Annotated in this window: 12 protein-coding genes; 6 read left to right on the plus strand and 6 right to left on the minus strand. The window is 63.4% G+C overall.

Annotation, left to right across the window (positions count from 1 at the left end):
- Positions 1–142 precede the first annotated feature (142 nt).
- Positions 143–1,018, plus strand: coding sequence for a substrate-binding periplasmic protein (locus QWZ03_RS17570; RefSeq protein ID WP_290333911.1), 876 nt, complete (start codon positions 143–145; stop codon positions 1,016–1,018).
- A gap of 331 nt (positions 1,019–1,349) precedes the next feature.
- Here QWZ03_RS17570 and QWZ03_RS17575 read toward each other — a convergent pair whose 3' ends face one another.
- Entirely contained in the window at positions 1,350–2,300 is a 951-nt protein-coding gene (locus QWZ03_RS17575; RefSeq protein ID WP_290333912.1) for a hypothetical protein, read from the minus strand.
- A gap of 219 nt (positions 2,301–2,519) precedes the next feature.
- On the opposite strand from QWZ03_RS17575, the gene QWZ03_RS17580 reads away from it, so the two are divergent.
- The 3 genes from QWZ03_RS17580 (at position 2,520) to rng (ending at position 5,592) form a co-directional block, all read left to right on the plus strand.
- Positions 2,520–3,041 (plus strand): LPS-assembly lipoprotein LptE, encoded by a 522-nt coding sequence (locus QWZ03_RS17580; protein ID WP_290333913.1) that lies wholly within the window; start codon positions 2,520–2,522, stop codon positions 3,039–3,041.
- Positions 3,041–4,051, plus strand: coding sequence for a DNA polymerase III subunit delta (holA, locus tag QWZ03_RS17585; protein ID WP_290333914.1), 1,011 nt, complete (start codon positions 3,041–3,043; stop codon positions 4,049–4,051). The genes QWZ03_RS17580 and holA overlap by 1 nt, the downstream gene beginning before the upstream one ends.
- Before the next feature lie 83 nt (positions 4,052–4,134).
- Complete coding sequence (gene rng / locus QWZ03_RS17590; protein ID WP_290333915.1) at positions 4,135–5,592, plus strand: ribonuclease G; 1,458 nt, start codon at positions 4,135–4,137, stop codon at positions 5,590–5,592.
- Between the two features lie 8 nt (positions 5,593–5,600).
- Here the strand turns inward: rng and QWZ03_RS17595 are convergent, their stop codons facing one another.
- The gene (locus tag QWZ03_RS17595; RefSeq protein ID WP_290333916.1) at positions 5,601–6,392 is read right to left on the minus strand and encodes a substrate-binding periplasmic protein; all 792 of its coding nucleotides are present in this window, start codon (positions 6,390–6,392) and stop codon (positions 5,601–5,603) included.
- Between the two features lie 335 nt (positions 6,393–6,727).
- On the opposite strand from QWZ03_RS17595, the gene QWZ03_RS17600 reads away from it, so the two are divergent.
- Positions 6,728–7,357, plus strand: coding sequence for a TIGR02466 family protein (locus QWZ03_RS17600; RefSeq protein WP_290333918.1), 630 nt, complete (start codon positions 6,728–6,730; stop codon positions 7,355–7,357).
- A 14-nt stretch (positions 7,358–7,371) separates the two neighbouring features.
- On the opposite strand, the gene QWZ03_RS17605 is transcribed toward QWZ03_RS17600, so the two are convergent.
- From QWZ03_RS17605 to QWZ03_RS17620, 4 genes are all read right to left on the minus strand, one after another.
- On the minus strand, positions 7,372–8,250 hold the full coding sequence (locus QWZ03_RS17605; protein WP_290333919.1) for a hypothetical protein: 879 nt from the start codon (positions 8,248–8,250) through the stop codon (positions 7,372–7,374).
- A 24-nt stretch (positions 8,251–8,274) separates the two neighbouring features.
- Complete coding sequence (locus QWZ03_RS17610; RefSeq protein ID WP_290333920.1) at positions 8,275–8,598, minus strand: hypothetical protein; 324 nt, start codon at positions 8,596–8,598, stop codon at positions 8,275–8,277.
- A gap of 222 nt (positions 8,599–8,820) precedes the next feature.
- On the minus strand, positions 8,821–10,548 hold the full coding sequence (locus QWZ03_RS17615) for a tetratricopeptide repeat-containing response regulator (protein WP_290333921.1): 1,728 nt from the start codon (positions 10,546–10,548) through the stop codon (positions 8,821–8,823).
- Positions 10,549–10,613: 65 nt separating this feature from the next.
- Positions 10,614–12,791, minus strand: coding sequence for a UvrD-helicase domain-containing protein (locus tag QWZ03_RS17620; protein ID WP_505538579.1), 2,178 nt, complete (start codon positions 12,789–12,791; stop codon positions 10,614–10,616).
- Between the two features lie 138 nt (positions 12,792–12,929).
- Between QWZ03_RS17620 and QWZ03_RS17625 the strand changes: the two genes are divergently transcribed.
- On the plus strand, positions 12,930–14,024 hold the full coding sequence (locus QWZ03_RS17625) for an alkane 1-monooxygenase (RefSeq protein ID WP_290333923.1): 1,095 nt from the start codon (positions 12,930–12,932) through the stop codon (positions 14,022–14,024).
- Positions 14,025–14,055: the final 31 nt, after the last annotated feature.

Consider the following 14,055-nt stretch of genomic DNA (forward strand, 5'->3'; position numbering starts at 1 on the left):
ACTGGCCAAGTTGGCCCAGGCCATCCCGTTTTTGTATTTAGCGCCGCTTATCGCGTTACCCGGCCAGGGCGACCGGCCAGGGGCGCGCTCCTCGGCTGATCGGCCTGCTATAACGGAGTATCCGATTGTTCGCCGGCCTGCCATGCGCACCTTGTTGTTACCTCTGCTCTGCCTGACCCTGCTGTCCCTCGCCCCAAGGGCAGACGACGAGGTGGTTTACCCTGCGCCCGAAGGGGCGGCAGATGTACGCCATGACGACAAGCTGGAGTTCCTGCGTGGTGCGCTGGAGCGCACCAAGGGGCAGTATGGCGACTACCGCATACGGCCTGCCAGCACGGTGATGAACAAGGCCAGGCAGTTGGTATCGCTGTCCACCGGCCAAGAGCTGACGCTGACCTGGAGCGGCACCACCCTGCAGATGGAGCGGGATTTTCTGCCCGTGCGGATACCGCTGCGCAAAGGGCTGGGCGGTTATCGCATCTCGCTGATTGCCCAGGAGCGGCAGGCAGCATTTGATCAGGTTCACAGCCTGCAGGATCTGCGGCGTTTCGTGATCGGCCAGGGCAAGGGTTGGTCCAGTGCCGATGTGTTGCAAGAAGCGGGCTTCCCGGTGGTTACCAGCAATTACGACAGCCTGTTCCGCATGGTGGGTAGCCGGCGCATAGACATGTTTCCGCGCGGGCTGCACGAGGCCTTCGAGGAATACGAGGCCAACCGCGCCGCAATACCGAATCTGGCGGTGGAAGAGCGGCTGGTGATCCGCTACGACAATCCCTATTACTTCTTTGTCAGCCGGCAGAACGAGCGCCTGGCCCGGCGGCTGGAGCAGGGCCTGCGCTTGATGATCAAGGACGGCAGCTTTGACGAGATATTCTGGCGCCACAATGGTGAATCGATACGCAAGGCCAACTTGGCCGGCCGTCGCGTGATTGTCATCCCTAACCGGCAACTGCCGCCGCTGACCCCACTGGCCGACAAGAGCCTGTGGTTCGACCCCACGGCGCCGCTGCCCAAATAGCAAGGCCACCTTGCGGTGGCCCTGTTGTTTACCTGGTTATTTGTCCTGCGCTTAGAGCCTGTTCAATGTCTTTTCGCCGCGTCGCTGGTCTGGAAAATGGCCAGGCACAAGGCGTGGCGCGCAGGCAATAACAAGTTATTGCCAAGCGCCACAACGCAGTGAGTGGCCGTTTTCCAGATCAGCCCTTCGGGTTCGCAGCCTTGCCGGCGAATGGCGGCGTTGCAAGCCGCTGACGGTACCCGTACCGCTGCGCGGCTTGCGCCTTGCCCTTCATCCGGCAAGGTTGCGAACGACGCGGTGAAAAGTCTTTGAACAGGCTCTTACTGCCTGCTTATGGGCAGATCTGGTGCGGGTAGCATTCGTCGCGGACCAGCTCGAAGATGGGCTGCTCGGCGATGGCGATGCGCGAACCACCCGGGATTTCCACCACCAGCGTGTTCTGTTCGAACGAGGAGCGGCCATTGTAGTAATACACCCGTTCGCCATGCAGGCTGATGGCGATGGCCTGGCCGGCCACGAAGTTGGTCAGCTTCTCGCGCACAAACTGGTTTACATCGGTATTGCCCACGATATAGGCACCCGGCGGTATGGCCTTGTCCAGCGAGAAGGCCATCGTGCTGGTGGGCAGGCGGGCGTTGTTGATTTCGGTTACTGCACCCTGGATTTCGGCCAGCGTCATGTCCTCCAGCTTGTTGGTGAACAGGGCGTTGAAGCCTGGGATGAAGTCAAACACGGTGTCCACGTCCACGCTGGCCTGGATATCCAGGTTCTGCACCTGGGCGTCGCTGAGCTGGCCGCTGTAGGGGTTGTAGCGGGCGCTGATCCAGATGGGGTTGGAACGTATGCTGATGGTGGCCTCGGCATACCAGCTCTTCTTCACCCTGGCGTAGCCATTGAGGCTGAAGCCACCTACCGAGGCGATCACCTCGCCCTGGGCGTTGCCAGCCAGCTTGACCGTCAGCGGGCCGGGCGCCGTCATCGAAAAGGCCTTGAGGCTGGCCTTGCCCTGCAGCTGCCGTTCCAGCTCGGCCCGGGCTTGGTCGGCGAAATCCTGCTTGATGCGGAGGATGGACTCGGTATGGTCGGTCACCCGCTGCAGCAGGTTGTGCTGGTCCACATAGCGCTTGCTCTCGCCCTTATGGGTGACATAGAGCACATGGTCCATGCCGACCAGGTTGTTGGTGTATTCCGAGGTGGGCTGGTTGTCTGGTGGCACGGCTAGCGCCGGGGCGGCGGCGAGCAGGGTGGATGCCGCAAGGGCGGCGAGATGGCGCAGTTTCAAGTTAAGCCTCCTGGAGTATCGTCTATTGGTTTTCTGCCTTGCCTCTTACCGGGCAAGGTGAGGCCATGTTAGTGGCTATTTGCTATTGATTCAATTGAATCGATAGTCACAGTATTCAGCTAGGGTAAGCGCATCTGCGTCTGCCTATGTCTCACCGCGCTGGCAGCGACTACAATGCGCCTTTGCCCTTTGCCGGCCCCTTTCATCGGACTGCCCCGTATGACGCCAAGACTCCTGATCCCCGCTGGCCTGGCCCTGCTGCTGAGTGCCTGCGGCTTCCACCTGCGTGGCCTGGGTGCAACCACACCGCTGGCTTTTGCCTCGCTCAATGTCACGGCGCCCGCCGGTGGCCTGGGTGATGTGCTGGGACGGCAGCTATCGCTGCGGCCTGATCTGAAACTGCTGGCAGCCAAGGAGGCCGAAGCCGTGCTGGCGGTGGAGAACGAGGCCATGGACAAGCAGATACTGACGGTGAACAAGTCCGGCCGGGTGACCGAGTACCAGCTGATCTACCGTGCCCGTTTCAGCCTGCGCCAGGGCGCGGTTGAGCGCATTCCCAGCACCGAGCTGACCTTGCGCCGCGACTACTCCTTCGACGAGAACAATGTGCTGGGCAAGGAAGCGGAAGAACAGATACTGGTGCGCGATATGCGCTCGGATGCTGCCCAGCAGATCATACGTCGGCTGGCTGCGCTCAAGCCCGCTGCAGCACCCTATACCCCCGTACCGGCAGCGCAGTAATGCCGATACGCCCAGCCGATCTGGCAAGCCACCTGGCGGGTGGCAAGCTGGCGCCCATCTATGTGATACATGGCGAGGAAGCGCTGCTGGCGCTGGAGGCCGCCCAGATGGTGCGCGATGCCGCCCGTGCCGCCGGTATTGCCGAGCGCGAAGTGCTGACGGTGGAGCCGGGCTTCAAATGGGCCGAACTGGCAGCAGCAGGCCAGGCCATCTCCTTGTTTGCCGAGCAGAAGCTGATCGACCTGCGGGTGCCTAGCGGTAAGCCTGGTACCGAGGGCGGTGACGCCTTGCAGCAATATGCCGCCAATGCACCCAGCGAAAACGTGCTGCTGCTGCAGCTGCCCAAGCTGGATAAGCCCCAGCTGCAGAGCAAATGGTTTACCGCACTGGAAGCCAAGGGCACAGTGGTGGCCTGCCCGGCCGTGAGCCGCAATGAGCTGCCGGGCTGGATAACCGGGCGTCTGGCCAGCCAGCAGCAGCGCCTCAGCAGCGATGCCATGGAGTATCTGGTGGCGCGGGTGGAAGGGAATCTGCTGGCCGCCAAGCAGGAGATAGACAAGCTGGCCCTGCTGCATCCGGCAGGTGAGTTGGACCTGGCCGCCCTGCAGGCGGCGGTCGCTAATGTGGCCCGTTACGATGTGTGGGGCTTGGGCGAGGCGTTGATTGCCGGCGAACCCAGCCGCTTGGCGCGCATGCTGGATGGCTTGCGTGGCGAAGGTGAGGCCCCACATCTGGTATTGTGGGCCATGGCCGACGAGATACGCGCCCTGTTGCGGGTGGGCCTGGGCCGCTCGCAGGGGTTGAATCTGCAGCAGCTGTACCGCGAGAACCGGGTGTGGGGCGACAAGCAGAAGCGCTACCCAGCCGCACTGGATCGCCTGAAAGCCAGCCAGCTCAAGGCGGCCTTGGGGCACGCCGCGCAGATAGACCGCATCGTCAAGGGCGTGGGCCAGGGAGATGCCTGGGAGGAGTTGCTCAAGCTGGGCCTGCGCTTGATGCCTGCGCGCTGAGTAGGGGCCGGATGGCCTGGAAATGACGTACCCCAGCGCATGCCGACGCGTGCGTTGCGGTACGACATTTCGGAAGTGAGCAGATGAAAGAGCACATCCTGATCAACGTCACCCCGCAGGAGACGCGGGTGGCCGTGACCGAAGAAGGCGTGGTGCAGGAGATCCATGTCGAACGTACCGCTTCGCGCGGCATCGTCGGCAATGTCTACCTGGGTGTGGTGAAGCGCGTGCTGCCCGGCATGCAGTCGGCCTTTATCGAGATCGGCCTGGAGCGCGCGGCCTTTCTGCATATTGCCGACGTCATCGAGCAGCGCCAGCATCCCAGCGAACCCCAGCGCATCGAGCGGCTGATGTTCGAGGGCCAGAGCGTCATGGTGCAGGTCATCAAGGACCCCATAGGCACCAAGGGCGCCCGCCTTTCCACCCAGATCAGTATTGCCGGCCGCTTCCTGGTGTTCCTGCCGCAGGAGCACCATATCGGCGTCAGCCAGCGCATAGAGCACGGCGAAGGACGCGAGCACCTGCGCGAGCGGCTGCTGCAGATGCTGCCCAAGGGGCACGATCACGGCGGCTATATCATCCGCACCTCGGCCGAGCATGCCACGGAAGACGAGCTGCGCGCCGACGTAGCCTACCTGAACCTGATCTGGGCCGACCTCAAGCAGAAATCCAAGACCCTGCCGCCCGAATCCATGCTCTACCAGGATCTCAACCTGCCCATGCGGGTGCTGCGCGATATCGTGACCGACGAGACGCAGAAGGTAGTGGTGGATTCACGTGAAACCTTCCAGAAGATGAGCGAATTCGCCAACGCCTTCGTCACCAATGTGGCACCACGGGTGGAGCATTACCAGGGCGAGCGGCCGCTGTTCGAAATGCATGGGGTGGAGGCCGAGATTGAGCGCGCCCTGGCCCGGCGGGTCAACCTCAAGTTCGGTGGCTACCTGATCATCGACCAGACCGAGGCGATGACCACCATAGACGTGAATACCGGCGGCTTTGTCGGCACCCGTTCGTTCGACGACACCATCTTCAAGACCAATCTGGAAGCCACCCAGGTCATTGCCCGCCAGCTCAGGCTGCGCAATCTGGGCGGCATCATCATTGTCGATTTCATCGACATGGATAACGCCGAGCACCGCGACCAGGTGCTGCATGAACTGGGCAAGGCCCTGGGCAAGGACCGCACCAAGGTGACGGTATCGGGCTTTACCAGCCTGGGCCTGGTGGAGATCACCCGCAAGCGCACCCGCGAGAGCCTGGCCCATGTGCTGTGTGAACCCTGCCCGGTTTGCCAGGGGCGCGGTGAGATCAAGACGGCGCAGACGGTGTGCTATGAAATCCTGCGCGAGATCCTGCGCGAGGCACGCCAGTTCAATGCCCGCGAGTACCGCATCCTGGGTTCGCAGACGGTGATAGACATGTTCCTGGACGAGGAAAGCGCCAACCTGGCCATGCTGGCCGACTTTATTGGCAAGCCCATCTCGCTGCAGGTGGAAAGCGCCTACTTCCAAGAGCAGTTCGACGTGATCCTGGTGTAGCGGCCTGCCTATTTAGGTAAGCCGACGGTGACCTCCGACCAACTGCTGGGGCAGCGCACCTGGCTCATCAGCTTGGCGTGCTCGCCGCTTTCGTACAGTTTCTTCAGCCCGATATTGAAGGCCAGGACTCGGGCTCGGCTGTCCGGCAGCTTGCGTGGCAGCATCAGGTGAGTGGTGAACTTGTCTGTCATCAGCTTGGGGTGGGCACGCAGGCGATTGGCCTCACCCTCGATAAAGTTGCGGCCCAGCAGGTCACACGCCACATTGCGCTCCATCGGGGTAATGTCCACCCGGCCATTCACCAGCTTGCGCAAGGCAGCCAGGTCGTCGGGGGTGGAGTCGCTCTTCAGCTCGCCCGATTTGACCATGGCCCATAGCTCGGGCGTGTAGGTGTAGTCCTGGATGATGGCGATCTGGTAGGGCCGCAGGTCGTCCAGCGTGCGCCAGTTCAGGTCTATGGTCTTGCGGTAGATAAGCACCCACTGCTCGGTGACCACATTGTCGCTCAGATAAAAGGCCTTTTCGTGCTCGGGCTTGTGCCCCCAGTAGGCCGTGCCATCCCATTTGCCGGTCTTGGACTCGGCCAGGGCCCGCGACCAGGGCAGGAAGTGAAACTCCACCTTATACCCCGCCAGCTCGAAGGCCCGCCGCACTATGCTGAGCGCGATGCCCTGGTCCGGCCGGGTCTCGGTGGCATAGGGTGGTAATTCGCCGGTGGCGATGCGCAGGGATTTTCTTTCCGCCTGGGCGGGCAGCAGCAATACGGCCAGGGCCAGGGCAAGCAGGTGGTGGGTCTTCATGGCGGGCATCCGGTTAACCGTTGCTTGTTTTATAGCCCTGGCGCCAGCGGTTTGCGCAAACTGACATTGCGGGCTTTGCCCTGACGGTATCCCCACCCTCGGTGCTGCAACCGCGGCCCCCTGTTGCACGGTGCGCGGAGGACACTTTGCTGGCGTGCGGGGCCTGCGTATGCGCGCTATGCGCCGTCGCAACGATGGATGCCTACCCCTTGCGGCATCTCAAACCGCTGCTCGCCGTGGGGTGTTCGATGCAACTATCAGACAGGCGGTGCATGTCAGATGAAATTGCCCCTCAGTCCCTATAGACTGAGCCATCGCGACCCTAGCCCTAGACCATGACCCAAGCCAGTCTGCACCTGCTGTTCGCCACCCCGCTCTGGCTGGCGCCCTGGGCGCAGGCCGAGGTGTACAACCCAACCTTGCTGGCCACGGTGCGGGCCTTGCAGCAACAGCAGGCGGGCGCGGTAGTCAGCAATGTGGGCGGCTGGCATTCCACCGGCAACCTGTTCACGCTCGATATCCCGGCTGTGCGTGAGCTGCATGGCTACATCCTGGCGCAGCTGGGGTATCTTCTGGGTGAGCTGGAACCCGGCAGCAAGGGCCGCCAGCAGCAGGCCACCCTCACCGGTTGGGCCAATGTGCTGCCGCCCGGTGGCTACCACAAGCTCCATCACCACCCCGGCCAGCATTGGTCCGGTTGCTATTACCTGATGGTGCCGCCCGCCGGGGCCGATAGCCAGGCTGGCAAGCTGGAGTTGCTGGACCCCCGCAGTGGCGCCGACCAGCTACCCCAGCCCGGCCAGTTCTTCTCGCCCTCGGCCACGGTTACTGCGCAAGCCGGCTTGCTGGCGCTGTTCCCGGCCTGGCTCAACCATATGGTGCATCCGCACACTGGGCCGGGCGAGCGGATAGCCATTGCTTTCAATATTCATCTTGAGGAGGCGGGTGGCGCCAGCCTAGCGTAGCCCTAGGGCGAGCGTTACAACCACTCCGCCACGCTGCTCGCAGCCTTCCAGCTGTAATAGCCGGCTTCGCGGCCCACGCTGGAACCCGCCCAGCCGCCGCCGAATGCACCGGCAATGCCGCCGATCAAACAGCCCGGCACGGCACCGACCACTTCGAACCAGACGCCGATGGCCGCCCCGCCGGCACAGCCGTACTTTGCCCCCAGCCAACCGCCGACCGAGCCGCCGACGATGGCCCCGCCCTGCTCCGCGCCCACCTGCCAGCGCGACTCGGGCGGTGCATCCGCTACGATATAGGCGGCAACGCCGACCTGTGCCACCAGCAGTACCGGCCCCGCCCAGCGCAGGGTAATGGCCAGCTTGTTGACGGAGGCCCGGGTGGAGCCGCCGCTTTTGATGATGGCCTCAAAACGCTGCTCCAGCGCCATGCTCGGTTGCCTCCTGGCCAACTTCTCCAGCAGGTCCGGCACCTTGGGCAGCTTGTCGCGGGGTTTGAGGAATTCCGAATACGCCCGCCCAAGTGGGGTGTTACGGGTGTCGCGCACCCGTATCAGCCAGGCATTGCGCTGGGCATTCACCCACTCCGCCGCCTCCTGAGTGGTCATGATCCCCTGCTTGACGAACTTCGCGCCCTGCTCGGCAATGGCGCGGGCACCCGGTTCATAGACATAGATGCGCACGAACGAATCGAAGGACAGCTGTTGCACCATGCCGGCCACAGCATTGCCCATGTCCTGCACCACCTCGGCTGTCACCGTCTGGCTCTGGTAGTGCTTGGGTTGCTGCTGCGGTGGCTTGAGTGGCCCCGCCGCCGCCTGCCTTGGCACCGGCAAGAAGACCGGGCCCACTGCCGGTTCCTGGCCTATCGGCCCTGGTATGCGTACACCCGCCATGTATTTCCTCCCATATGGCCCATATTATTTTGTGGCCTTTATCGTTTGTATTTCGCGCCATATCACATGGCTGCACAGCCCCAACCAGAGTAGTTCCAGCGGCAGGCCAGCCATCAGCAGCCAGCGCCCCAGCTCGTTCAGGCCCGGCCAACTGGCCCAGGCGCCCACCACGCTACCCAACCAAGCCAGACCGGCGGTCCATACTCCCATCCGGCCCAGCTTCAACACGCGCCAGCGGTCTGCGTCGTCATCCAGTTCGTCATGCAGGGGCAGCACGAACATCCCGCTGGCCATCAAAAGGCCAAGCAGGGTCACGACATGCAGCGACATCAGCAGATAGGGGGACATGGCGCGTAGCGATCCTGGGGCAGCCTGAGCGCCTGCATGCTAGGTGAGCGGATGGACTCAGTCCATGGGATTTGTAACGCGATGAACTCAGTTTTGGGATGCGTGATAACGGGAGGCGATGGCGCCAGGGGGACACTGGCGCTTGCCATTACCTCGAATGGCCTTCAGCGCCGCAACGGTTCAAGCTCAGAGCAGGCGCAAGCGGGGCGATCCCAGCCATGCTCAAACCCTGAACCGCCGCCTTGCGGTGGCGTAGGCATCCTTGAGCTTGAGGTATTTCACGCTGGCGGGTTCCAGGGCCTTGACGCGGTCCAGGTAGGTCTGGGCCAGTTCCATGTATTCCTGGTGCCAGCCCAGCCGCGATACATAGGCCAGCATGGCGTTCACTGCGTTGAGCATCACCTGTACGTTGGCGGGCATTTCGTCCACGGCGTGGATGAACTTCTGCACGGCGCCTTCCAGATCGCCGGCCTGGGCCATGCGCACGGCCTCGTTGTTGACCGCCACGATGGCGCGAGCGGTGTTTTCTATCATCTCCTGGCCCAGGTCGGCGCGGCCCACGGCCTCGTACATGGCCGATACCCGTTCCAGCACGGCGGCGTCCTCGTGGTGGTTGCGCACCAGTTTCTGCACAATCTCGCCGGCGGCGGCGTCCTCGCCCAGCTGGTAGCAGGCTTCGGCCAGTTCCAGCGCAAAGTGGTTGGGCAGCTCGCTGGCCACGGCCTGGTACTGCTGCCTGGCCTTGTTCAATATTTGCTGGGCGCGGCTGTCGTTGCCCTGCTTGATGGCCACCTGGGTCTCCATCACCGTGGCCAGCAGTTCGGCCTTCTGGTCGTAGCGGAATTCGCGCCGCACATCGGCCGCCACCTTGGCAGCCTCCATCACATTGCCGTTACCCAGGTGGGCCTTGGCCAGGCTGGCGTAATCGCCGGCATCGCGCCAGAACGAATACTTGGCGATATTGATGGTCTGCTGGAAGGACTTGGTGGCAGTCTCGAAATCGCCATTGCGCATGGCCACCTCGCCCAGCTTCTTCTGCCGCGAGACATTGGCCGCCGATAGCTCCAATGCCTTTTCCAGCACGCCCTGGGCTTCCTGGTGTTCGTGCTCGGCCTGGTGGATCTTGGCCAGCCAGTCGTAGGCTTCCATGATGCGGTTGTTCTCGGCCAGCAGGGCCTCGAAAATCTCGCGGGCGGGGGCGAATTCCTTCAGGTGGAACAGCGCCTTGGCCAGCCCCATCTTGGCCCAGGGTATCTCGCGGGCGTTCAGCACCAGCTGGTAGGTATCGCGTGCCAGCGGGTAGTCGCCTATGGTCAGGGCGATGCGCCCCTTCATCTTCAGGAAATCAACCAGGAAAGGGTCCTTGCGGCCGATGCGCTCGTTGCACTCGGCCAGGGCCTTGAAATAGTCCTGGTTCATCATGGCGGCATCGAGCGCCTCGAATTCCACCTTCTTGTTGTAGATGCGGTCCAGCCGCTGCTTGAGCTCTTCGCCGGTAAACGGCTTGAGCAGGTAGTCGTCCGGCGCCAGCTCGGCCGCCGAGATCACCATGCGCGATCGGCGCTCGCCGGTGACGATCATGAACACTGCCGAGGGCTTGATCAGGTTGCGTAGCTTCAGCTCCTCCAGCAGGTGCAGGCCGTCGTAGCCGTGGCCCAGGTCGAAATCGCAGAGGATGACGTCGTAGTCGCCCCGCTTGATCATGCCTATGGCCTCGGTGGCGCGATGGGCGTATTCGACCTTGGTCACCCCGAAGGTGGACAGGGTGTTGTTCATGGCGGCGCGCATTTCCTGCACGGCGTCGATCACCATGAAGCGCTTGGCGCCGTAATCGACCTCGATCTGGCCCCGCCGCATGGTGCGGGCTGCCACTTCTTCCGGGCTGTCGTCGCCCCCGGCGCGCGCGGCGCGCGCCGCAAACAGGGCGGAATTACCAGCTAGCTCGGCCATGAAAGTCTACCTCCCGGTGCAGCTTGCCTATCTGGAGCCGCAGCAAGGCGGCCCAGATTATATTGTTAGCTCACCAAGGTGAGCTTTGCATAATCCAGCGCCAGCCACTTCACGCCGGCGGCACCGAAATTCACCTGCACATTGGCACCCTTGCCTGTTCCATCGTAGTCGATCACCACGCCGGTGCCGAACTTGGGATGGGCCACGCTGGCACCCACCCGCATACCGTGCTCGGGCGCCGCCTTCTCCGGCTTGCGGGCCGGCATGGCGGCTGGCGCATAGCCCCGATTCAGCCATTTCAGCAGGTCTTCCGGTATCTCGCTCAAAAAGCGCGAGGCGATGGAAAAGCGCGTCTGGCCATGCAGCATGCGGCTTTGCGCCAGGCTGATATACAGCCGGCGGCGGGCGCGGGTAATAGCCACATAGGCCAACCGGCGTTCTTCTTCTATCGATTGCGGATCGTTGATGCTGTTGTCGTGGGGGAACAGGCCTTCTTCGACGCCAGTCAGGAACACCGCGTGGAATTCCAGCCCCTTGGCGGCGTGCACCGTCATCAGCTGCAGCGCATCCTGGCCGGGCGCGGCTTCGTGCTCGCCCGCCTCCAGGCTGGCTTGGGCCAGAAAGTCCACCACGCTGTCTTCGTTGTCCTGCACGAAACGGGCGGCGGCAGAGACCAGCTGTTCCAGGTTTTCCAACCTGTCCTGACCTTCCTTGTCGTTGCGGTAGAACTCCAGCAACCCCGATTGCTCGATGGCCAGCTGCACCAGCTCGGGCAGGCTCAGGCCATCGGCCTGGGCACGCATGCCCTCGATCAGCTGCACAAACCGGCCCACGGCGGCGGCGCTACGGCCTGCCCCACCCGAGCAGGCGGCCTGCCAGATGCTGGTGCCGGTGCCGCGTGCGGTTTCGCCCAGCAGCTCCAGCGTGCGGTTGCCTATGCCCCGTGCCGGGAAGTTGATCACTCTCAGCAGGGCGTTGTCATCCTCTACATTGGCGATAAGCCGCAAATAAGCCAGCGCGTGCTTGATTTCCTGCCGCTCGAAAAAGCGCAGGCCGCCATACACCCGGTAGGGCAGGCCGGCCTGGAACAAGGCATGTTCCAGCACCCGTGATTGCGCGTTGGAGCGGTACAGCACGGCCATATCGCTGAGCGCCTGGCCCTCGCGGTTGAGCTGGCGCACCTCATCGACCACAAACTGGGCTTCCTCGAAATCGCTGGCAGCCTCAAACACCCGGATGGGGTCGCCGGCGCATTCCTCGGTCCACAGGTTCTTGCCCAGCCGGCCCCGGTTATGGGTAATCAGGGCGTTGGCGGCATCCAGGATATTGCCGTGGGAGCGATAGTTCTGCTCCAGCCGTATCACGGTCTGGACCGCGAAATCCGACTCGAAATCGCGCATATTGCCCACATTGGCGCCACGGAAGGCATAGATGCTCTGGTCGTCGTCGCCCACCGCAAACACCGCCGCCTCGGGGATGGTCTCGCCCGTAGCGGTATCGACCTTGCCCAGCGCCCGGTTGAGCGGATCGGTCTTGCCGGCCAGCAGCTTGAGCCAGCGGTATTGCAGCCGGTTGGTGTCCTGGAACTCATCGACCAGGATATAGCGGAAGCGGGCGTTGTAATGCTGGCGCAAGGGCGCGTTGTCGCGCAGCAGCTCGTAGCTGCGCAGCAGCAGCTCGGCAAAATCCACCACCCCTTCGCGGCGGCACTGGCGCTCGTATTCCTCGTACAGCTGCTTGAGCTGGCGAGTGTAGTCGTCCCACGATTCCACCTCGTGGGCACGGCGGCCTTCTTCCTTGTTGGCATTGATAAAGTGCATCAGATCGCGCGGCGGGTATTTCTCGTCGTCGATGTTCAGCGCCTTCAACAGCCGCTTGATGGCCGCCAGTTGATCGGCACTGTCGAGTATCTGGAAAGCCTGCGGCAAGCCGGCATCGCGCCAGTGCAGCCGCAGCAGCCGGTTGCACAGGCCATGGAAGGTGCCCACCCACAGCGAGCGCGCATTGATGGGCAGCTGGGCCGAGATACGGGTCAGCATCTCCTTGGCGGCCTTGTTGGTAAAGGTCACGGCCAATATGCCCTGGGGGCTGACCTGGCCGGTGCTGAGCAGCCAGGCAATGCGGGTGGTCAGTACGCGGGTCTTGCCCGATCCGGCGCCGGCCAGGATCAAGGCGGGCACGGCCGGCAGGGTGACAGCAGCGAGTTGTTCGGGATTAAGGCCGTTGAGCAGCGAGGACGACATAGGAGGGCCGGAGATAGGTATGGCGCCCATTCTAGCAAGCCTGCCCGCCGCCCCGGAAAAACCCGTGCGATCAGTGTCTTGTGATGCGCGATGGCCCGGCGTAAATTGGCATGGTCAACAGGCCAGGAAACCCCGCCCATGTCGTCGCTACTCCACCCCGCACCGGGCGCAGCCTGGAACCTGTTCAAGCAGGTCGGCTTCATGGTGGCCCTGATTACACCGCTGCAGGCCATGGCAGGTTTTCTGGACGGCGGCTGGCGCGCCTGGCAACTGCTGGCGGTATCGTTTGTGCTGGCCCCCTGCATGGATTGGCTGCTGGGCGACGACCCCAGCCCACCCGTGCAGCAGGGCGAGCCGCAGCGGCACTACTGGTTCGACCTGGTCATCTACCTTTATGTACCGGCCTACTGGGCAGCCCTGCTGCTGGGGCTATGGTGTGCCGCCCAGCCAGACTGGACCGCGCAGACCCGGCTGGGTGCCACCCTCAGCATGGGCGTGGTGGGCGGCATCGCCATCGTGGTGGCGCACGAGCTGGGCCACCGCCGCACCCGATTGGAGCGCCTGCTGGCGCAACTGCTGCTGCAGCCGGTGTGCTATGGCCACTTCACGCTCGAACACAATCGCGGCCACCACGCCTGGGTGGCCACGCCGGGCGACCCGGCCACCGCCCGCTATGGCGAATCGTTCTACCGTTTTTATCTGCGCTGCGTGCCCGCCACCTGGCAGGCCGCCTGGCGGCTGGAGTTCGAACGCATGGCGCGGTTGGGCCACAGCCGCTGGCACTGGCGCAATGCCATGTGGCGGCACTGCGGCATCCCTCTGGTTCTGGGCCTCGCCATTACCCTGGCATTGGGGCCGTGGGCCCTGCTGTTCTGGCTGGGGCAGGCCATCATGGCCTTCAGCCTGCTGGAAGTGGTGAACTACCTGGAGCACTACGGCCTGCAACGGCGCGCCCTGCCCGATGGCCGCTACGAGCCCGTTGCCCCCCGGCACTCCTGGAACAGCAACCACCTGTTTTCCAATCTGTTCGTCTACCAGCTGCAACGCCATGCCGACCACCACGCCCACCCCAGCCGCCCCTACCAGGCCCTGCGCCCCTTCCCCGACGCCCCGCAACTGCCATCGGGCTATGCCGGCATGATTCCGCTGGCTCTGATACCGCCCCTGTGGTTCCGCGTCATGAACCCGCGCGCAAAAAAATGGGGCGATTTACCCCAAATGAATGATTCATAGCCCCAGCCAGCTCAGCTAAACCGGGTACTCG

Origin of the sequence: Chitinimonas viridis (assembly GCF_030409555.1) — a bacterium.
GTDB lineage: Bacteria > Pseudomonadota > Gammaproteobacteria > Burkholderiales > Chitinimonadaceae > Chitinimonas > Chitinimonas viridis.